This window comes from Thioclava pacifica DSM 10166, assembly GCF_000714535.1.
Classification (GTDB): domain Bacteria; phylum Pseudomonadota; class Alphaproteobacteria; order Rhodobacterales; family Rhodobacteraceae; genus Thioclava; species Thioclava pacifica.
The window spans coordinates 539,775-559,625 of sequence record NZ_AUND01000023.1 but is presented as its reverse complement, the minus strand read 5'-3'; the positions used below and the strand labels follow the sequence as shown (position 1 = coordinate 559,625).

General features: G+C 64.9%; 21 protein-coding genes. 7 read left to right on the top strand and 14 right to left on the bottom strand.

The features are described 5' to 3' along the window. The first annotated feature begins 3 nt into the window (after positions 1-3). Positions 4-465: a phage regulatory CII family protein gene (locus tag TP2_RS11990; RefSeq protein WP_038077563.1), complete on the top strand. Its 462-nt coding sequence runs from the start codon at positions 4-6 to the stop codon at positions 463-465. Between the two features lie 3 nt (positions 466-468). On the opposite strand, the gene dtd is transcribed toward TP2_RS11990, so the two are convergent. The 6 genes from dtd to TP2_RS11960 form a co-directional block, all read right to left on the bottom strand. Further along, entirely contained in the window at positions 469-918 is a 450-nt protein-coding gene (gene dtd / locus TP2_RS11985) for a D-aminoacyl-tRNA deacylase (protein ID WP_038077560.1), read from the bottom strand. Beyond that, a complete protein-coding gene (locus TP2_RS11980) occupies positions 915-1,838 on the bottom strand; it encodes a carbohydrate kinase family protein (protein ID WP_038077800.1) in 924 nt (307 codons plus the stop codon). Before TP2_RS11980 ends, dtd begins: the two co-directional genes overlap by 4 nt. 98 nt (positions 1,839-1,936) lie before the next feature. After that, complete coding sequence (locus tag TP2_RS11975) at positions 1,937-4,054, bottom strand: membrane protein (RefSeq protein ID WP_038077559.1); 2,118 nt, start codon at positions 4,052-4,054, stop codon at positions 1,937-1,939. After that, positions 4,051-6,789 carry a DUF4159 domain-containing protein gene (locus TP2_RS11970; protein WP_038077555.1) on the bottom strand — a complete coding sequence of 913 codons (2,739 nt, stop codon included), beginning with the start codon at positions 6,787-6,789 and terminating at the stop codon, positions 4,051-4,053. The genes TP2_RS11975 and TP2_RS11970 overlap by 4 nt, the downstream gene beginning before the upstream one ends. After that, a complete protein-coding gene (locus tag TP2_RS11965) occupies positions 6,789-7,673 on the bottom strand; it encodes a DUF58 domain-containing protein (RefSeq protein ID WP_038077552.1) in 885 nt (294 codons plus the stop codon). The genes TP2_RS11970 and TP2_RS11965 overlap by 1 nt, the downstream gene beginning before the upstream one ends. Before the next feature lie 32 nt (positions 7,674-7,705). Beyond that, positions 7,706-8,722, bottom strand: a complete 1,017-nt coding sequence (locus tag TP2_RS11960; RefSeq protein WP_038077549.1) for an AAA family ATPase — start codon at positions 8,720-8,722, stop codon at positions 7,706-7,708. A 73-nt stretch (positions 8,723-8,795) separates the two neighbouring features. On the opposite strand from TP2_RS11960, the gene TP2_RS11955 reads away from it, so the two are divergent. Both TP2_RS11955 and TP2_RS11950 read left to right on the top strand, forming a co-directional pair. After that, on the top strand, positions 8,796-9,389 hold the full coding sequence (locus TP2_RS11955) for a DUF1285 domain-containing protein (RefSeq protein ID WP_038077546.1): 594 nt from the start codon (positions 8,796-8,798) through the stop codon (positions 9,387-9,389). Position 9,390: 1 nt separating this feature from the next. Next, entirely contained in the window at positions 9,391-10,146 is a 756-nt protein-coding gene (locus TP2_RS11950) for a hydroxypyruvate isomerase family protein (protein WP_038077543.1), read from the top strand. Between the two features lie 4 nt (positions 10,147-10,150). Here TP2_RS11950 and TP2_RS11945 read toward each other — a convergent pair whose 3' ends face one another. Then, the gene (locus TP2_RS11945) at positions 10,151-11,056 is read right to left on the bottom strand and encodes a cation diffusion facilitator family transporter (RefSeq protein WP_038077541.1); all 906 of its coding nucleotides are present in this window, start codon (positions 11,054-11,056) and stop codon (positions 10,151-10,153) included. Between the two features lie 272 nt (positions 11,057-11,328). On the opposite strand from TP2_RS11945, the gene TP2_RS11940 reads away from it, so the two are divergent. Continuing rightward, the gene (locus TP2_RS11940) at positions 11,329-11,550 is read left to right on the top strand and encodes a DUF2798 domain-containing protein (RefSeq protein WP_038077540.1); all 222 of its coding nucleotides are present in this window, start codon (positions 11,329-11,331) and stop codon (positions 11,548-11,550) included. 3 nt (positions 11,551-11,553) lie between these two features. Here the strand turns inward: TP2_RS11940 and polA are convergent, their stop codons facing one another. Further along, entirely contained in the window at positions 11,554-14,379 is a 2,826-nt protein-coding gene (polA, locus tag TP2_RS11935) for a DNA polymerase I (RefSeq protein ID WP_038077537.1), read from the bottom strand. A gap of 313 nt (positions 14,380-14,692) precedes the next feature. Between polA and TP2_RS18655 the strand changes: the two genes are divergently transcribed. After that, positions 14,693-14,851 carry a hypothetical protein gene (locus tag TP2_RS18655; RefSeq protein WP_038077535.1) on the top strand — a complete coding sequence of 53 codons (159 nt, stop codon included), beginning with the start codon at positions 14,693-14,695 and terminating at the stop codon, positions 14,849-14,851. 22 nt (positions 14,852-14,873) lie between these two features. Here TP2_RS18655 and TP2_RS11925 read toward each other — a convergent pair whose 3' ends face one another. Together TP2_RS11925 and TP2_RS11920 are read right to left on the bottom strand one after the other, a co-directional pair. Beyond that, a complete protein-coding gene (locus TP2_RS11925; RefSeq protein ID WP_038077534.1) occupies positions 14,874-15,317 on the bottom strand; it encodes a globin domain-containing protein in 444 nt (147 codons plus the stop codon). After that, positions 15,304-15,510 (bottom strand): zinc-finger domain-containing protein, encoded by a 207-nt coding sequence (locus TP2_RS11920; protein WP_038077533.1) that lies wholly within the window; start codon positions 15,508-15,510, stop codon positions 15,304-15,306. The genes TP2_RS11925 and TP2_RS11920 overlap by 14 nt, the downstream gene beginning before the upstream one ends. An 80-nt stretch (positions 15,511-15,590) precedes the next feature. Here TP2_RS11920 and TP2_RS11915 point away from each other — a divergent pair, with 80 nt between their 5' ends. Next, on the top strand, positions 15,591-16,523 hold the full coding sequence (locus TP2_RS11915; RefSeq protein WP_038077532.1) for an ABC transporter ATP-binding protein: 933 nt from the start codon (positions 15,591-15,593) through the stop codon (positions 16,521-16,523). On the opposite strand, the gene TP2_RS11910 is transcribed toward TP2_RS11915, so the two are convergent. Both TP2_RS11910 and TP2_RS18040 read right to left on the bottom strand, forming a co-directional pair. Beyond that, on the bottom strand, positions 16,520-17,377 hold the full coding sequence (locus tag TP2_RS11910; RefSeq protein WP_038077529.1) for an urea carboxylase-associated family protein: 858 nt from the start codon (positions 17,375-17,377) through the stop codon (positions 16,520-16,522). The two genes, TP2_RS11915 and TP2_RS11910, sit on opposite strands and share 4 nt — an antisense overlap. Positions 17,378-17,461: 84 nt before the next feature. Then, positions 17,462-18,043, bottom strand: coding sequence for a TetR/AcrR family transcriptional regulator (locus TP2_RS18040; protein WP_051692532.1), 582 nt, complete (start codon positions 18,041-18,043; stop codon positions 17,462-17,464). A 103-nt stretch (positions 18,044-18,146) separates the two neighbouring features. Between TP2_RS18040 and TP2_RS11900 the strand changes: the two genes are divergently transcribed. After that, positions 18,147-18,611 carry an MAPEG family protein gene (locus tag TP2_RS11900; protein ID WP_038077527.1) on the top strand — a complete coding sequence of 155 codons (465 nt, stop codon included), beginning with the start codon at positions 18,147-18,149 and terminating at the stop codon, positions 18,609-18,611. Between the two features lie 93 nt (positions 18,612-18,704). Here the strand turns inward: TP2_RS11900 and TP2_RS18540 are convergent, their stop codons facing one another. Both TP2_RS18540 and TP2_RS11895 read right to left on the bottom strand, forming a co-directional pair. Next, complete coding sequence (locus TP2_RS18540; protein ID WP_157617110.1) at positions 18,705-18,881, bottom strand: hypothetical protein; 177 nt, start codon at positions 18,879-18,881, stop codon at positions 18,705-18,707. Positions 18,882-19,064: 183 nt separating this feature from the next. Beyond that, positions 19,065-19,841, bottom strand: coding sequence for a succinate dehydrogenase iron-sulfur subunit (locus TP2_RS11895; RefSeq protein WP_038077522.1), 777 nt, complete (start codon positions 19,839-19,841; stop codon positions 19,065-19,067). Positions 19,842-19,851 lie beyond the last annotated feature (10 nt).

Genomic DNA, 19,851 nt, shown 5'->3' with positions numbered 1-19,851 from the left:
GCAATGGGCGATCACATCGGCAGCTATCTCAAGAAGCACAGCGAAGCGCTGGTGAAGGACATCGGTATCGAGAAGGCCGCTGCGCTCTGCGGCAAGTCCAAGGCGACGCTGGGGCGCTATTATTCGAACGATCCGGAGAATAGCGACCGCTTCATGCCGATCGACGTGGTCGCGCGGCTCGAAGCCGAGGCCGAATTTCCGCATGTGACCGTCGCGCTGGCCGATCTCTCGGGGATTACCGTGAGCTGGAACGAAGCGAAACGAAACGCCTCCGAGGGCAATATCAATTCGGACGTGGTCGCGCTGAGCCAGCGTTTCGCGATGCTGATGGCCGAATATCACGCCTCGATCGCCGACGGCACGATCAGCCTCAACGAGGCCAAGCGGATGCTGAAAGAGGCGCAGGCGCTTCAGGAAGTGCTGCTCGAGGTGAAACTGAAGCTCGAAGAAGGCACGATGCTCTGACCCTCAGGGCCGATCGGCGCTGTCCATCCAGATCGTGACGGGCCCGTCATTGAGCAGCGCGACCTTCATATCCGCACCGAATTCGCCTGTCTGAACCGGCAGGCCGAGGCTGGCGAGGTGCGCCGCGAAATGCTCGTAGAGACGATTGCCGTCCTCGGGTGCAGCCGCACTGGAAAAGCCGGGGCGATTGCCGCGCGAGGTATCGGCGGCCAGCGTGAACTGGCTGACCACCAGACAGGCCCCGCCGATATCGCCTACGGCGCGATTCATCTTGCCCGCCTCGTCCTTGAAGATGCGCAGTTTCGAGATGCGTTCAGCCAGCTTCTCGGCCACCTTCTCATCATCGCCCTGCATCGCGCAGGCGAGGATCAGCAATCCCGGCCCGATTTCGGAAATGCGCGTGCCATCGACCGTGACGGAGGCTTCCGAAACGCGTTGAACCAAAGCCCTCATGCCAGTTCCTCCGCCCAGGGCGGGTTCGCGCCCGCACGGCTGACGACGACCGCGGCGGCTGCGACGCCCAGCTCCAGACAGTCCGAGATCAGACCCTCATCCGCCCGCGCAATCCGCGCCTTCTCGAGCGCTCCGGCCCGATCCAGCGCCGCCAGAACGCCTGCGTTGAACGTGTCGCCCGCACCGACCGTATCGACAACATCGACCTTGCGGGCGGGCACGAAGACCTCACATCCGGCGGAAAACCCATGTGCGCCTGTCGCGCCTTCGGTAATGAAGACCAGTTTCGGCCCTTTGCGCAGCAGCCCCCGCGCAAGATCGGCAATCGTTCCCGGCCCTTCCAGCCAGCGCAGATCCTCGTCCGAGACCTTCACGATATCGGCCGCCGCGATCATCCGGTCGAGCCGGGCGCGATAGGCCGCCTCGTCACGAATGAAACCGGGGCGGATATTCGGGTCGATCATCGTCACGCGGCTTTCGGCCTCGCGCAGCATCAGCGCCTCATAGGCCGCGCCGCAGGGTTCGACCGGCAGGGAAATCCCGCCAAAGAACATCGCCGTCACCTCGGCCGGAATCTCGGGCATGTCCTCGATCTTCAGCATTCGACCGGCGGTGTTCTCGTCATAGAACGCATAGCTCGCATGGCCATCGGTGAGCGTTACGAAAGCCAGCGTCGTCGGCCGGTCCGAGCGCACCGCAAGCCCCGCGTCGACGCCGCTATCCGAGAGCGAGCGGATCAGCATCTGCCCAAAGAGATCCTCAGACAACCCCGACAGGAAGCCCGACCGCGCGCCCAGTCGCCCCAATGCAATCGCGGTGTTGAACACGGCCCCACCCGGATAGGGCGCGAAGGCTGGCTCGCCTTGCGTGCTCTCACGCGGGAGCATGTCGATCAGCGCCTCGCCACAGCTCAGGATCATCGAGACCTCCTCCATCTTCTCTTCAGTCTGATACCGCTAACATCTGCTACACGCACTGCGAGTAACGGGCAATCCCCCACCCCGTCTGTCCGCTTGGATCAAGCTGTCGCGCCACCGCCACCACTGCGACGATTTCGGCCCTCGACGAGCCAGGCGCTAACGGTCAGCAGCGCCGCGAGCAGCAGCCAGGCCCAGGCGGGCAGCAGAGGTTGGACGCGGATGTCGGTGGTCGCCGTCGCTCCACGCGGAGTGATTCCGATCCAGCCGCGCCCCGCCGAGGGGCGACCCGCCCGGATTTCTCGGATGCGCGGGATGCCATCCTGAAGCCGCGTTACCCCGCCGCCCGACGCCGCGATCGCATTGGCGAGGGGTTCGGCGCTGGCGATGGTCTGTTCAAACTCGCGCGGGCTCGCCGGCCCCATCGCCACGACCCGCTCCAGATCGCCATCCTGCAGACGGTAAAGCCCTGCCTCCGGTGCGGTCCAGCGCGCGGTGAACCGCCCCGGTGCGGTTTCGCTCAGCGTGATTTCCTGCGTCGAGCCATCGGGCAGCGTGATCGTGACCGGGGGCACGCTCTCTTCCATCGAGCGGCGGATAATCTGCATCGAGAGTGAACCGGGGTTGATCTCGGCAAACAGCGCCTCTTCCTCAAGCTCGGGTTCCTTCATTTCCCAATGCGCGATGCGGCGCAGCAATTCGAGCTGCGGCCCGCCGCCGTCATAGCCGCGATCCCAGAGCCATGCGTGATCCGAGGCCAGAAGCGCCACGCGCCCCTTGCCTTCGCGCGAGAGCACCAGAAGCGGTTTGCCCTCGGCACCGGACATCACGACCTCGCCCGTCGGGTTGGCGAGTTCGATCTGGCGCAGCCAATGGCCCCAATGCGGGCCTTCATCGTCTCCTTCACCTTCGGGCTTTGGCGCGCCCTTCAGCCCCGCGGTCACGGGATGGCGCAGACCAAGATCGGTTGGGCGCGGCAGGAAGCTTTCCGAGATCACCCGGCCAGTCGGGCGTGCGGGCATGATATCCCCGAGGCTGGTCTGGAACAGGCTCTCGACGGTGGCGAATTCCGGTCCGGCAGCCACGAGGATCGCACCGCCGCGTTCGACGTATTCCTTGATATTGTCGAAATAGGCCGAGGGCAGGATGCCGCGCGCGCCGTAGCGGTCGAAGATGATCAGATCGAACTCATCGATCTTGTCGACGAAAAGCTCCTGCGTCGGAAATGCAATGAGCGACAGTTCAGACACCGGCACGCCGTCTTGCTTCTCCGGCGGGCGCAGGATGGTGAAATGCACCAGATCGACGCCCGCATCGGATTTCAGCAGGTTGCGCCAGGTCCGCTCGCCCGCATGGGGCTGGCCGGAGACCAGCAGCACCCGCAGCCGGTCGCGCACGCCGTTGATCTGCACGGTGGCCACGTTGTTGCGATCGGTCAGTTCGCCCTCGACCGGCGCAAGCGAGAACTGCACCACGTTCTGACCACCATGATCGAGCGTCAGCGGCAGTTCGAGATCACGGCCGGTGCGCACCGTGTAGCTCTTGGGGTCCTTGCCATCGATCGAGATGGTGATCTGGGCCGTGCCGCCGGTCGAGGCGGGTACATCGCCCATATCCTCGATCTTGAGCCGGATCGCGGTCTCCTCGCCGATGATGCCGAAAGCAGGTGCCGTCTCGATCAGGATGCGACGATCCCAGTCTGAGCGCTTGCCGGTCAGCAACACCTGCAACGGCGCGGGCAGCACAGGCGCGAGGGCCGCATCATGGGCCTGCCCGTCGGTGACCATCAGCGCGCCTGCCACCCGCGCACGCGGCTCTGAAGCAAGCGCCTCGGCCAGCGCCGCGCCAAGCTCCGACCCCGCATTGTCGGCGCCATCATGCACTGTGATGCGGCGGGTCTCGATATTGGGCATCGCGGCGAGCTGCGCCTGCAACGCGTTGACCGCCCCATCTGACTGATCCGCCCGGTCCGAGAGCCGCTGCGAAGCCGAACGGTCGTCGATCAACAGAACGATATCGGAGAGCGGCGCCGTCTCTTCGCGTTGCAGAGAGGGCTGCGCGATCGCGGCCAGCAGCACCAGCGCGGCCAGCGCCCGCAACGCCCAGCCGCGCAGGCCCCGCCACAGTGCCAGCGCCAGCAGCACCAGCGCCACCACGCCGGCCCCCGCGATCACGGGCCAGGGCAGAAGCGGTGCGAAGATGACCGATAGCCCGTTCATTGCCCCAGCCTTTCGAGAAGCGCAGGCACATGGACCTGATCGGATTTGTAGTTGCCGGTCAGCACATGCATGATCAGGTTTACGCCAAAACGATCCGCGATCTCGCGCTGACGCTCGCCCGTGCGGCCACGCCCGACCGGGAACATCGGCATGCCGCGCGCGTCGACCGCCCAGGCGCCCGCCCAGTCATTGCCGCCGATCACCACGGGCGTCACCCCGTCATTGAGATTGCGAAACGGCATCCCCTCGGCGCGCTCGGCATCGGCGGGCGGAGCCTCCACCCAGATCGTGCCATCATAGCGGCCGGGGAAATCCTGAAGCAGGTAGAATGTGCGGGTGAGCACGTGATCGTCCGGGATCGGCGCGAGTGGCGGGATATCGAGAGGTGCTGCCAGCGCCTGCAAGCGCTTGCCGGCGGGCGTGGCCTCGCCGAAGCCTGCGATATCTGCATCGCGCGTGTCGAACAGGATCATCCCGCCGCCGCGCAGGTAGCGGTTGAGCTTGGCATATTCCATCGGGCTCGGCGCGGGCTGATCTGCGGTGATCGGCCAATAGATGAAGGTATAGACGGCCAGATCGTCATTCTTGAGATCGACCATCATCGGCGCGGAGGGCTCGACGGTGGTGCGACGGTTCAGCACCTCCGAAAGCCCGGTGAGGCCCGCCATCGAGACCCGGTCGATCTCGGGATCTCCGGTGGGCATCGCGGCCAGAACGACGTTCGAGGCGGCCTCGATCGCGCGAGCCGGATCCATTTCCGCACGCGCCTGCGGAGGCGCGAGCCCCACGAGGACAAGCGCACCGATCATCGCGGCGGCTTTCATTGCGCGCGGCCCCCAAAGCTTGCCCGAGAGCGCGAGCGTCGCGAGGACATCGATCAGAAGCGCCGCGAGCGCCGCCGCGAGCAGCCACCCCTTGAGCGGCATCTCGCGTTGTTCCTCAGCCCCCTCGACGGGCACGCTCGCGGGCCATGTCGCCGGCGACAGCGCAGCATCGCGCGGCAAGGCATTGAGCGCCACGGACCGATCATCGGCGGTGTAGATGCCGGGGCGCAGCTTCGGCCCCGGAATGGCCTTGGCCAGATCTTCGCCCGGAATCCCCGGCGCATCGCCCGCATCCTGCAACCGCCCGAACCCGTCTAGCAGTTTCTGGGGCACCCAGGTCTGCCCTGCCAGATCGGCCGCTTCGGGGGCTGCCGGACGGGCCGAGACCGCAAGCCGTTCGAGCATCTGCGGGAAGAGCAATGAGAGCGGCAGGCTCGACCATTCGGCATTGGCGGTGACGTGGAACAGCACCACCGTGCCCTGCCCCATCTTCGCGCGCGTCACCAGCGGCGTGCCATCGGTCAGCGCGGCGATCGTGTGCTCAGCCAGATCGGGCGAGGGCTCGGCCATGACTTGCGCCTTGACCGTCACATCCTCGGGAATCGCGAGCCCCGCGAAGGGCGAACCCTCAGGGAAGGGCGCCAGCGCGCGCGGGTCGCCCCAGCTCATCGTGCCGCCCAGCGAACGCCCGCCTGCGCGCAGCTGCACCGGCAGAAGCGTATCGGCATCGAGATCGGAATTGGCCATGCGCGGGCCTGCAAAGCGGATCAAGAGCCCGCCCTTTTCAACCCATTCATTCAGCTTGGACTGCTCGGGCAGATCGGCCATGTCCGCAAGAATGATCACGTCCGGGTCGGCGGTGAGCACGTCAGCCAGCGTGCCCTCGATCAGGTCCGCCGTCGGGGCAAGGGCCTGATGCAGGTAATGGGTGGGCGAGAGCAGCTCCAGGCCTTCGCGGTCGCGTGCGGCCGAGAGGATCGCCACCTTTCGCCGCTTCACCGCGTCATCGGTCAGGCTGACGGCTCCCGCCGAGCGCGCGCCGGTGATTTCGATGCGGGAGATGCGATTGCGCAGCTCCGGCGGCAGATCGAAGCGCAGTTCGGCCTCGGTCTTGTCCGTGAAATCGAGCGGCGCGCGGGCGAGCTCCCGCTCGATCCCCGCCGGGTCGCGCCCGATAGCGGCCACTTCACGCGGGCTCGGCAGGGCGGCGGAGGCATAGGCGGGCACGACCAGCGCGCCATCCTCGATCCGGGCTGCGCCAAGGGCCAGAACCGGGAGCTGGGGCTGCCAGACCTTCACCGGGCCATGGCTTTCCAGCGCCTGCAGAAGAGAGGCACGGTCGTCGCGCGCGAGCCCGTCCGAGAGCCAGAGCGTCTCGAAGCTCCCCTCGGGCAAATTGGCCGCATCGAAGTCCTGCGGCGCCCAGGGCTGCGGTTTGAGCCCCGGTAGCGACTGCAACTCGGCCCCGGCATCGGTTAAACTGATCTTCGAGGGCGGAGGATCGGCGAGAGACATCACCGCCGCGGGACGCCCCGCCTGCTGTGCGTCTTGCAAAGCGGTCGTCATCCGCTCGATCCGGCGCGGCCAATCGCGCGCCGAGGCCCAGCTGCCATCGACCACGATCAAGAGCGGCCCCTGCCCCGGCACCGCACGCTGCGGGTTCAGGATCGGCCCGGCAAAGCCGATGATCGCGGCGGCGAGCGCCAGCAGACGCAGCGCCAGCAGCCACCACGGCGTGCGCGCGGCCTCGACCTCTTCATCCTTGAGCCCCAGAAGAAGCGCGACACCCGGGAACCGCCTGCGGATCGGCGCGGGCGGCACCGCGCGCAGGATCAGCCAGATCACGGGCAAGGCCATAAGCCCCAGCAACAGCCAGGGCGCGGTGAAGCCGATGGGGCCGAGCATCCACATCACCGCCCCCTCTCGAGCGCGGAATAAAGCCACAGCAGCGCGCCCTGCGCCGGATCGCCGGTGTGATGGGTCGAGAATTGCCAGCCCGCGCTGCGTGCCAGCCCCGCAAGCTGATCGCGCCGTGCCGCGAGCCTGTCGAGGTAGCGCGCGCGCAGATCGCCCGCCTTGCGCGTCTCATGCACCAGCGCGCCCGCCATCGACTGGAAGATCGTGCGCCCGTCATACGGGAAGGCTTCCTCGTCGGGGTCGAGCACCTGCATCATCACCCCCGACACGCCCCGGTCGGCAAGCTGGCCCAAGGCAGTCTCGATCGCGCCGAGATCGCCGAAGAAATCCGACAGCAGCACGACCCGCGCCTGCGGCGTGACGCCCGCGATCTCGGGCGCGCCGTAATCCTGCACGCCCTCGTCGCGCGACAGCAGGCCCGCCAGTTCCATCAGCTGCGCCCGGCCCGGACGCGGCGGGACCAGCGGCCCGGTCAGCCCGACGCGCTCTCCGCCCCGGATCATCAGCACCGCAAGCGCAAGCCCCAGAACCCGCGCGCGTTCGGATTTCGTCACCCGCGCGCCGCGCCCGCTCTCGGCCCCGGTGAAGCGCATCGAGGCCGCATCATCGACCCACAGATGCACCGATTGCGCGAGCTGCCACTCGCGTTCACGCACATATTGATTGTCCGAGCGCGCCGAGCGCCGCCAATCGACGAAGCGCAACTCGTCGCCCGCATGGGCGGGGCGGTATTGCCAGAATTCCTCGCCCGATCCCGCACGTCTGCGGCCATGCGCGCCCATCTGGACGGTCGCGGCCAGATGCTCCGCCGCGACGAGCAGAGGCGGCAGCGCAGAGGCTGCCCCCTCGGCCTCGCGGCGCAGCCCGAGCGCGCGCATGGGCCCGGAGGCCTCGGTATCGGGGCTGATACTCAAGCGGCGGCACCTGCCGCGCTCGGCCCGGTGATCTCGGCAACGGCGCGGTCGATCAGATCGCCCAGCGTCTCGCCACGCGCGCGCGCGGCGAAGCTCAGCGCCATGCGATGGATCAGCACCGGGCGCGCCATCGCCTGCACATCCTCGATCGTCGGCGCAAGACGGCCATTGATGAGCGCCCGCGCCCGCACCGTCAGCATCAGCGCCTGAGCCGCGCGCGGGCCCGGCCCCCAGGCCAGCGCATCACGGATGAACTCGGGCGCATCGGCCTCGCGCGGGCGGCAGGCGCGCACCAGATCGAGGATCGCATCGACGACCTTCTCGCCCACCGGCATCTGCCGCACAATTCCCTGCGCCTCGATCAGCTCGGCTGGGGTGAAGACGGTATGCGCCCCCTCGGCCACCACACCCGTGGTCGCAAGCAGGATCGAGCGTTCGGTCTCCCGGTCGGGATAATCCACGTCGACCTGCACGAGGAAACGGTCAAGCTGGGCTTCGGGCAGCGGATAGGTGCCCTCCTGCTCGATCGGGTTCTGGGTCGCCAGAACGTGGAAGGGCGGGCCCAGCGGGCGATGCTGCCCGGCGATGGTCACCTCGCGTTCCTGCATCGCCTGCAGCAGCGCGGATTGGGTGCGCGGCGAGGCCCGGTTGATTTCGTCGGCCATCAGAAGCTGGCAGAAAACCGGCCCTTCGAGAAAGCGGAAGGCGCGGCTGCCATCGGGCGCGGTTTCCAGCACTTCACTCCCGAGAATATCGGCGGGCATCAGGTCGGGCGTGAACTGGATCCGGTTCGAATTCAGCCCCATCACCGTCGAGAGCGTCTCGACCAGCAGCGTCTTGCCCAGCCCCGGAAGGCCGACCAGAAGCGCATGCCCACCAGAGAGCATCGCCGAGAGAACAAGTTCCACCACCCGGTCCTGCCCAATGAATCGCCGGTCGATCGAGGCCCGCGCCTGCGCGAGCTTGCCACCAAGGCGCTCGATATCTTCCATCAGCTTTTCGGGCTCGGCCATGACATTCTCCCCGTTGATGCCTATCTTTGCCAGCAAAGCAGATATCCACGCTCCGACCAACGGCAAAACTCGCATGACGGATCACAAACAGACAGTTTCCGCCCATTCCCCCACGGCAGACGGGCTGGCCGCCGCGGCGAAAAAGGCCAGCAAAAAAGGCCCGCCGCCCGTGCATCTGTGGAATCCGCCCTTTTGCGGCGACCTCGATATGGAGATCCGCCGCGACGGCACTTGGTTCTATCTGGGCACGCCAATCGGGCGCGAGGCGCTGGTGCGGCTTTTCGCATCGATTCTGAAACTGGAGGACGGGAAATATTACCTCGTCACGCCAGTCGAGAAGGTCGGTATTCGCGTCGAAGACGCGCCCTTCATAGCGGTCGATTTCACCGCTGAGGGCGAAGGAGACAGCCAGACGATTCGCTTCACCACCAATGTCGGCGATGAGGTTCTGGCCGATGCGGACCATGCGATCCGGGTCGAGCATAGCGAAGATGGCGAGCCCCGCCCCTATCTGCATGTGCGGCGCGGGCTCGAGGCGCTGATCGACCGCAAGAGCTTCTACCGGCTCGTCGATCTGGCGGTGACGCGCGAACATGACGGTCAGGACTGGCTCGGGGTGATCTCCTGTGGCAGCTTCTTCCCGATCCTGCCCGAAGCGGAGCTCTAGCGTGCCGAAATTCGCCGCCAACCTGACCTTTCTCTTCACCGAACTGCCCTTCATGGAGCGGTTCGCGGCGGCCAAGGCAGCCGGATTCGACGCGGTCGAGGTCCTGTTTCCCTATGAATTCTCAGCTCAGGAAATGCGCCACGAGCTGATCCGCAACGATCTGACCTTCGTGCTGATGAACGTGCCGCCTCCGAACTGGGCGGGGGGCGACCGGGGCTTCGCCGCCGTGCCGGGCTGCGAAGACCGCTTCCGGCGCGATTTCGACCGGGCGTTGCGCTTCGCCGATGTGCTCAAGCCCCGCCATATCCATATCATGTCGGGCAAGTCGGAGGGGATGGTCGCGCGAAAGACCTACATCGAGAACCTGACATGGGCGGCGGCGCGGGCGCCGAAACGCTCGCTCACGATCGAGCCGATCAACCCGATCGACATGCCGGGCTATTTCCTCAACAGCTTCGATCTGGCGGCGGAAATTCTCGATGAGGTCGGCGCGCCCAACCTGCATCTGCAATTCGACGCCTATCACGCGCAGATGCTGACCGAAGATGTGGCGGGCAGCTGGGCCCAGCACGGGCGCCGCGCGGTGCATGTGCAATTCGCCGATGCGCCGGGGCGCGGCGGTCCGGGCTCGGGCACGATCGACCTGGAAGCGTTTTTCGCGACGCTCGATGCGCAGGGCTATGCGGGCTATGCCTCGGCCGAATACACGCCGCAGGCGGAGACGCGCGAAACACTGGGCTGGCTGCCGAAACCCTGAGCCCTCAATGCGCCGGGTGATCGGCGCAGCCCAATGCCGCGTTTTCGGGCTCCAGCGTTGCATGGTGGATATCGAAGCGATGCGCCAGCATCTCCTTGGCGCGCGCGATGACCGGCGCGTAATCCTGCCCCTCGGCCAGAACCAAATGCGCCTCGACCGAGATCCGCCGCTCGTCGATCTGCCACAGATGCACGTGATGGACGCTCGCAACTCCCGCGATCTCGCCAAGCGCGCCGCGCACTTCGGTACAATCCTTCTCGGGCGGTGCGCCGAGCATCAGGATGCGCAGCACCGGTTTCAGATCCGAGAAGACGTGCCAAAGGATGAAAAGCGAAATCCCGATGGTCAGGATCGGATCGACCAGCCGCCAATCATAGAGCAGGATCACCACGCCGCCCACGATCACCGCGACCGAGGCCCCCGCATCGGCAAGGTTATGCAGGAACGCCGCGCGAATATTGAGGCTGTGCTTCGAGAGCGCATAGGTCAGCGCGGCCGTCGCAAGGTCGATCACCAGCGCCAGCGTCGCCAGCCACACCACGATCCAGCCATCGACCTGCGGCGGATGGATCATCCGGCCCACCGCTTCCACGATCAGCCAGATCGATATCAGGATCAGCGCGATGTAATTGACGAAGGCCGCGACAACCTCGGCGCGCGACCAGCCGAAGCTCATTGCCGCATCCGCGCCCCGGCGCGCGAGCTTACGCGCCCCGAAGGCCAGCACCAGCGCCGCGGCATCGGAGAAATTATGCACCCCATCCGCGATCAGCGCCATTGACCCCGCGATCGCGCCCCCCACGACCTGCGCCGCGGTCAGAACCACATTCACGACCACCGCCCAAAGCACACGGTTGTCGCTCGCACTCTCGTCGAGGTGATGATGGTGGTGGTGGTGATCGTGGGGCATGCGCGCCTTTCTTGAAACCTTTGCGCCAATGGCGCGGGCGGACGCTCCGCGGGGGATATTTGAAGCAGTTGGAAGCAGGGCGTGGTTTTTCCAACTGCTTCAAATATCCCCGCCGGAGGCTCCGCCAGTCTCACCACCGCGCGCCGCAGAGGTCAATGCGCCCGGTGGGCATGTTTCAATTGCGCAGCCTTACACACGGATCTGTGCGTTGCGCCGAGGCGGGGCGATCACCAAAATGAGAGCCAAACCTCCCCAAGACGACGAGGCCCGTCATGATCCCCGCACGATATTCGCATTTCGTCTTCAGCTTCTTCCTGTCGGGCACGATGTCGCTCCTGGTCTCGGGCATCGCGACCTATCGCGCCTCAGGGCTGCATGAAGGGTTCCATCTGCTCTGGGTCTCAAGCTGGCTGTCGAGCTGGCTGCTCGCCTATCCGGCAGTGCTTCTGGTCGCCCCGATTGCCCGGCGTGCGACCGCGATGGTGACGCGCTGAGGCTCAGTGCGCCTCGGCCCAGCTTGCCCCCTGCCCCGCATCGACGATCAGCGGCACCGAGAGCTTCACCGCCGGCTCGGCCGCGCTTTCCATCACCCGGCGGGCGACCGCGATCAGCTCGTCGACGGCATGATCGGCGACCTCGAAGATCAGTTCGTCATGGACCTGCAACAGCATCGCCGCGGGCAGGTGCATGATCTCGCCGGGCATCCGGATCATCGCCCGGCGGATCACGTCGGCCGCCGCGCCCTGGATCGGCGCGTTGATCGCGGCGCGTTTCGCGAAGCCCGCGGCCGGCCCCTTGGCGGTGATCTCGGGGGTGTGGATGCGCCGCCCGAACAGGGTTTCGACGTATTTGTGTTCCTTGGCGAATTCCACAGTGGCGTCCATGTATCGCCGTATCCCGGGGAAGCGCTCGAAATAGCGGTCGATGAAGCCCTGAGCCTCGGCCCGCGGGATGCGCAGGTTGCGCGCGAGGCCAAAGCCGGAAATCCCGTAGATCACCCCGAAATTGATCGCTTTCGCCTGGCGGCGAATCTCGGGTGTCATCTGCTCAAGCGGCACGTCGAACATCTCGGATGCGGTGGCAGCGTGAATGTCGAGGCCCTCCTTGAAGGCCTCGCGCATTTCCGGCAGGTCCGCGACATGGGCGAGGATGCGCAGTTCGATCTGCGAATAGTCGAGCGAGACGATCTTGCAGCCCTCGCGCGCCACGAAGGCCTCGCGGATGCGGCGGCCTTCCTCGGAGCGCACGGGGATATTCTGCAGGTTCGGATCGGTCGAGGCGAGCCGCCCGGTATTGGCCCCCGAGATCACATAGGACGTATGCACGCGGCCCGTCTCGGGGTTCACATGGGTCTGGAGCGCATCCGTATAGGTCGATTTCAGCTTCGATATCTGGCGCCAATCGAGCACGCGGGCAGCCAGTTTCGCCGCCTGCGGGTTGGTATCCTCCATCGTGGTCACGTCCTCGAGCACATCCGCGCCCGTGCCGTAAGCCCCGGTCTTGCCCTTCTTGCCACCCTCGACGCCCATCGTGTCAAAGAGGATCTCGCCTAGCTGTTTCGGCGAGCCAACATTGAAAGGCTGGCCCGCGATCTGGCCGATCTCGTCTTCGAGCTGCGCCATCTTCTGTGCGAACGCGTTGGACATGCGCGACAGCACCGCAGTCTCGACTTTGACCCCCGCCATTTCCATATCGGCCAGCACCGGGACCAGCGGGCGCTCGAGCGTTTCGTAAACGGTAGTGACCTGTTCGCGATGCAGGCGCGGCTTGAACATCTGCCACAGGCGCAGCGTGATATCGGCATCCTCGGCGGCGTAGCGCGTGGCCTTTTCCACCTCGACCTTGTCGAAGGTGATCTGGTTTTTGCCCGAGCCGATCAGCTCCTTGATCGGGATCGGCTGGTGGTTGAGATAGCGATCCGAGAGCGCATCCATCCCGTGGCCATGCAGCCCCGAGAACATCGCGTAGGACATCAGCATCGTGTCGTCGATCGGGGCCACGCGAATGCCGTGGCGGGCGAAGATCTTGAAGTCATACTTCATGTTCTGCCCGATCTTCAGGATCGCCGGATCTTCGAGTACGGGTTTGAGAAGCTTCAACGCCTCATCGAGATCCATCTGGCCCGCGACACGTTCCGAGCCGCCGAAAAGGTCGTCACCGCCCGAGGTATGCCCCAGCGGGATATAGGCGGCCTTCCCGGCCTCGATGCACAGCGACACACCGACCAGCTCCGCCTGCATCTCGTCCAGCGAGGTCGTTTCGGTATCGACCGCGACCCAGCCTTTCGCACGCGCCTCATCGAGCCATTTCGCAAGCTCCCCGGCATCGCGGATGCAGGTGTAGCTATCGGGGTTGAAGGGAGGCTGCTCAATGTCCTGCGCTTGCGCATCATGGCTCGCGGGCACATCCGAGACCTCGGGCGCGGGCGGCGGCTCGGCGCCGAATTTCTCGGCCACGCGGCGGGTCAGCGTGCGGAATTCCATCCGGTTGAGGAACTCCATCAGCTCTTCGGGGTTCGGCTCGCGGATTTCCAGATCGTCGAGGGTAAATTCGATCGGGGTCTGGTCGTCGAGCGTCACGAGCTGTTTCGACAGGCGGATCTGCTCGGCCTTCTCGATCAACGTCTCGCGGCGCTTGGGTTGCTTGATCTCGCCGGCGCGCGCCAGCAGCGTTTCCAGATCGCCGAATTCGTTAATCAGAAGCGCCGCGGTCTTCACACCGATGCCGGGCGCGCCGGGGATATTGTCGACCGAGTCGCCAGCCAGCGCCTGAACGTCGATCACCTTCTCGGGGGGCACGCCAAACTTGGCCTCGACCTCCTCGACCCCGATCGCGCGGTTCTTCATCGCGTCGAACATCTCGACCCCACCGCCGACGAGCTGCATCAGGTCCTTGTCCGAGGAAATGATCGTCACCCGACCACCGGCCTCGCGGCCCTGGCGCGCGAGCGTGGCGATGATGTCGTCGGCCTCGTAGCCCGCCAGTTCCTCGCAGGCGATATTGAAGGCCTTGGTGGCCTCGCGGGTCAGCGGGATCTGCGGGCGCAGTTCCTCGGGCATCTCCTCGCGATTGGCCTTGTAGAGATCGTAGAGGTCGTTGCGGAAGGTGTGGCTGCCCTTGTCGAAGATCACCGCCGCATGGGTGGGCGCGTCCGAGCCCTTGGCGTCCTCGATATATTTCCACAGCATGTTGCAGAAGCCCGAGACCGCGCCGATCGGGAGCCCGTCGGATTTGCGCGTCAGCGGCGGCAGCGCGTGATAGGCGCGGAAGATGAAGGCCGAGCCGTCGATCAGATGCAGGTGACAACCTTTGCCGAATGCCATTGCGAGGGCCCTCCTTCACGCGTTGGGCCCGGTTGTGCCACAGGGGGGTGCGGAGGGAAAGAGGATCGGGGGCGGCTTGGTGCAAAGGGCCGCGCCCGAGCCTCGGGTGGGCGCAATGATCCGCGCGTGGCCTGGCGCTTTATCTCAAAAGCCCGCAGGCCGCTTGAACTCACGAGACATCGCCAATGCGCCCTCCCGGGGGGAGTGTCGGGCGCGGCCCGGGCTAGACGCCCGTGCCAAAGGATGAGCGCAGAGCCCTTGCCAGCAGCCCTTAAATCCCCCATCTCAATCGCAACCGCAAAGGATCGAACCGATGGATTATTCCAAGATGGGCGGGGCGAAAGCGCCCAAGAACACGCCCAAGCACGCCGAACACAATGCCTATGGCACCGACAAGACGCCCTATGGCAAGAAAGACCCCAAGGCCGAATTGCTGAAACGGATGAAGGCGGCCGCCAAGAAGGGCAAGTGAGGCCGAGGGCTGCGCCCTGCCCTCAGACCTGCTCTTCCAGCGCCTCGACGCCGGCGATCATCTTCGCTGACACCTTGCTGAGAAGCTCGGTCCAATCGGCCTCCAGCTCGGGCGTCCAGAGATCGCCCAGCTTCGCCGCGATCCCTGCGATCACCGCCTCTGAGAGCCAGGTGTAGTACTCCGGCTCAGCCCCGAAGAGCACATGCATCTGGCCGAGACCCGGCAGTTCCAGTTCCTGTTCGTCAGGCGGGTCGAGGGTGGCAAGGATCACCTCCATCATCGCGGCATATTTCAGCTGCTGCCCGCCCTCGCTATTGGGCAGCACCTGATCAAGCTCGGGATGAATCGCGTAGAGCCGCGCGAAGGTGTCGCGAAACAGTGCCGGGTCCTCGAAATCGAGATGTTCGGCACTCGCACGCACCCGCGCCGCCCGCTCGGGCGGCAGGAGCGGTTCAGTGATCGTCATGCGCGTGGTCGCGGTCGATCACGTATTTCTTGTCGCAATAGCCGCATTCGACGAAACCGGTATCACGCGGGATCGACAGCCAGACGCGCGGATGGCCCAGAGCGCCCTCGCCGCCATCGCAGGCGACTTTCCAGGTGGTGACGATCTCGGTTTCCGGTGCCTCGGGGGCATTGGGCGAATGGGTGGCAGTCATGGAAGCTCCGTCTATATAAGGCACGAGAACCCGCGCCTGTCATTCAGGCGCATTCTAGCAATCGCGAAAGGCGGGGCAAGTTGGAACAGCAGGCAATCGAGGTCACCGGGCTGCGCAAGACCTATGCGGGCGGTAAGAAACAGGAACCGAAAGAGGCGCTGAAAGGGCTCGACCTGTCGATCCCGGCGGGTTCGATCTTCGGGCTTCTGGGACCGAACGGGGCCGGAAAATCGACGCTGATCAACATTCTCGCGGGGCTGGTGAAGAAAACCGAAGGGCGCGTGGTGATCTGGGGCTTCGATCAGGATGTGAACCCGCGCCAGTCGCGCGCGGCCATCGGGGTGATGCCGCAAGAGCTGAACATGGACCCGTTCTTCACGCCGCGTGCCGCGCTGGAAATGCAGGCGGGGCTTTACGGCGTGCCGAAATCCGAGCGCTGGACCGATGAAATCCTTGAACTGGTGGGGCTCACGGACAAGGCCGAGGCCTATGCGCGCAACCTCTCGGGCGGGATGAAGCGGCGGCTCCTGCTGGCCAAGGCGCTGGTGCATCGGCCACAGATCCTCGTGCTGGACGAGCCCACCGCAGGCGTCGATATCGAACTGCGCGCGATGCTCTGGCGCAATGTGCGCAAGCTCAACGAGCAGGGGATGACGATCATCCTGACCACGCATTACCTCGAAGAGGCCGAGGAGATGTGCGACGAGATCGCGATCATCAACCACGGCGAATTGATCATCCGCGACACCACGCCGAACCTTCTCAAGCGCATGGATCGCAAGGCGCTGGTCGTCGAGCCGCGCGAGCCGGTCAGCCAAGAGATCCGCCTGCCCGAGGGCGTGAAGATGGAAACCCGCGCGGGCGGGCAGATGGCGTTCTCCTATTCGCGGGAGCAGACCTCGGCCGAGGATATCCTCGACGCGCTGCGCGCTGCCGGGGTTGAGATCCGCGATATCGCGAGCGAACAGCCCGGGCTGGAGGAAGTCTTCGTCTCGCTGACCTCGAACCGTTAGAGCCCGTGGCTGCGGTCATATCGGTTGGGTGCGGGTGGCGCCCAGCCTTCGGGCGCTGACGCGGGGCGGTAGATCTCGACGCCCAGCGGATAACAGGCCGCGGTGTCCGAGCTGTGCTCCGAACTGCAATCCCCGCCCGGGCAGGCCGAGAGCACGCCCAGCAGGTCGATCTCGGCGAAGAATTCGAGGAAATCGCCGGGGCGCACGGGGCTCGCTTTCATGAAATACTGCCCCGTATCGCGGGTGAACCCGGTGCACATGAAGACGTTGAGCACGTCATGCACCAGCGCCTCGGCCTCGCGCGGCGAGAGATTCCGCGCCGCGGCCAGCGCGCGGGTCAGGTTCGAATGGCAGCAATGGTGATACTGCCCGCCATCCGAGAGCAGGCAATGCGTATAGGGATCGCAGCGCGTGCCGATCACGTCATGGACCGAGCCGCCGAACGCGTCGATCCCATACCAGTCGAGCGTATCCTCGGTGATCGTCGCCATGGGCCGCAGCGTGGGAAAGCCCGACCACATCCGGTCGCCCCGGCTCAGATGCGTGCCATGCAAAGCGCGGGTCTTGCCGGAATAGAACCGCTCGGACAGGTCCGCCGAGAACAGGTTCAGATCGCCCACCTGCGGGCCCTCGACCGAGGTGATGCGGAAGAAATGCCCGGCGGGAACCTCGAAAGCCAGCGCCTCGCGCGGGGGCACGCGCAGGCCCGCCACCTTCTCCCAACCCGCGCGCGCGGCCCGGTAGCTTGCCAGATCGGGCGCGGGCAGCGTCTCGACCGGGTAGCAGATCACCGGGGCGATGGATTTGCGCGTCTCGGCATCGTCGGGGGCGGCGTAGTCTGGCGTCGGGTGCATGCAAGGCTCCTGTCTTTCGCGCCATTCTGCCGCCTCGTGCGGGAAAGGGAAGCACCGACGCCGCCTCTCGGGGACTTCCTGCGGTCAAACGCCTCCAAGGCGACGCACAATTGCCTCGACCATTTCGGATTTCCCATGCTTGAGAGGGTCGTTCAGGCTCTCGGTCAGTCCGAACAGGGCAACCAGCCCCAGGACAGACGCATGAATCGCCACTGCGTCGCGCCGCCGAAGCTCCGCCTCCCCCTCGAGCCGGGACGCCAGTGCACCATAGAGCCTGTCGGTGACCGGATGGACCTGTTCCACAAAGACCTTCCCGCCTCCCTGCCCGCTCGCCTTGAGCGTCTGCGGCACGAGATACATCATGCGGAACCGGTCGATGTCCTGAAAATGAAAGTCCGCGACTGCCCGAACGAAGGTCCCTATCGCCTCCGGAGCGTCATTCGCCACGGCGAGCGCGGCATCAGCCACCTCCGCCTCAGCCTCCAGCCAGGGCAGGAACATCGCCCCCAGAAGCGCCTGCTTGGTCGGGAACCAGTAAAGCACCGCCTGTTTCGAACGCCCCAATTCGCGCGCGATCGCATCGAAAGAGACCGCGCCGAGCCCTTGGGTCGCCAAGATCTGGCGCGCGATCTTCAGGATCTGCTCGCTCGTTTTCGTCTCGGGCATCGCGAAACCTCTTGACCGACTTACCGATGGTAAGTTACGAATTTACCAATGGTAAGTAAAGGATTTCCTCTCCGCGCCACACTGCCCCGAAAAGGAGCACCACATGACCGAGCTCGACCTGAATACGCCCGCCTTCACGGCCTATGCCATCGCGGCTTCGCTCATGGTTCTCAAGGTGATGGGTCAGGGCGGGATGACCGTCTATCGCATGCTGAAAAGCAATTCGGGCCTCGCAAGTCCCGAAGATCTGCGCCCTGGGCTGATCAACCGCGCGCCAGATCCGGCACAGCTCGAGATCAATGACTATGTCGATCGCTCCCGCCGCATGCACCGAAACGATCTCGAGAACATCCCCGCCTTCTGGATCGCCGGTCTGCTCTTCGTTGCGACCGATCCGGGCCTTCTGCTCGCTCAGTTCCTGCTCTACGGCTTTGTTCTCGCACGCGCGGCGCATTTCTGGGCCTACGTCACGCAGCAATCTCATGAAACCCGCGCAACGTTTTACACGATCGGATCTCTGATCGTGATCTACATGGCGTTCCATGCGCTATGGAAGCTGCTGAGCTGAGGCCTCAACGGGCCCCGATTTGCCATTCGTTCAAAAAAGAACCCCGGCCAAAGACCGGGGCAGTCGCGACAAAATCGCCTTTCACAACAGTGCTCAGGCGGCGCTGTAATATTCGTACATAAGCTCGACCGCTTCGAGGCCGGTCTCCTTGCGCGGCTTTGCCGACGCAATCATCACGGGCGCGGATTTTTCGGGGGTGTAATAGGCCAGATGCTCTTCAGCGACTTGAACGGGTTGCGCCCCTTTCGGGAACTTGACGATTTCCACCATGGAACTCTCTCCAGTTGCGAGTTCCTCCCTGCGCAGAGACATAGGCTGTTCCACAGAAATTCAAACCCAAAATGCTGCATGCGCGATATGCAATTGCTGCAACGCAGCAAAAAGGGCGACTTGCGCCGCCCTTCTACAATCCATTGGGGCAGCTTATTTGGCCGCCCCTATATGCTCTTTGGTTTACACCACGCGGTTGACCTGCATCCGCTTGATCTCGGCGATCGCCTTGGCCGGGTTGAGGCCTTTCGGGCAGGTCTTGGTGCAGTTCATGATCGTGTGGCAACGATAAAGCTTGAAGGGATCTTCCAGCGCATCCAGACGCTCGCCGGTCGCCTCGTCGCGCGAGTCGATGATCCAGCGATAGGCATGCAACAGCGCCGCCGGGCCGAGATATTTGTCGCCGTTCCACCAGTAGCTCGGGCATGAGGTCGAGCAGGACGCACACATCACGCATTCATAGAGACCGTCGAGTTTCTTGCGATCCTCGATCGACTGGCGCCATTCCTTCTCGGGGCGGTTCGTCTTGGTTTCAAGCCAGGGCATGATCGAGGCATGCTGGGCATAGAAATGCGTCAGGTCCGGGATAAGATCCTTCACCACCGGCATATGCGGCAGCGGATAGATCTTCACGTCGCCCTTGATCTCGTCGAGCCCGTAGATACAGGCCAGCGTGTTGATCCCGTCGATATTCATCGCGCAGGAGCCGCAGATCCCCTCACGGCACGAGCGGCGGAAGGTCAGGGTCGGATCGATCTCGTTCTTGATCTTGAGAAGCGCGTCGAGGACCATCGGCCCGCACTTGTCCATATCAAGGAAATAGGTGTCGATCCGCGGGTTTTCCCCGGTATCCGGATCCCAGCGATAGATCTGGAACTTGCGGACGTTCTTGGCATCCGGCTTCGGCCAGGTCTTGCCGACGCGGATCTTGGAATTCTTCGGAAGCGTGAACTGAACCATGTGTGGTCCC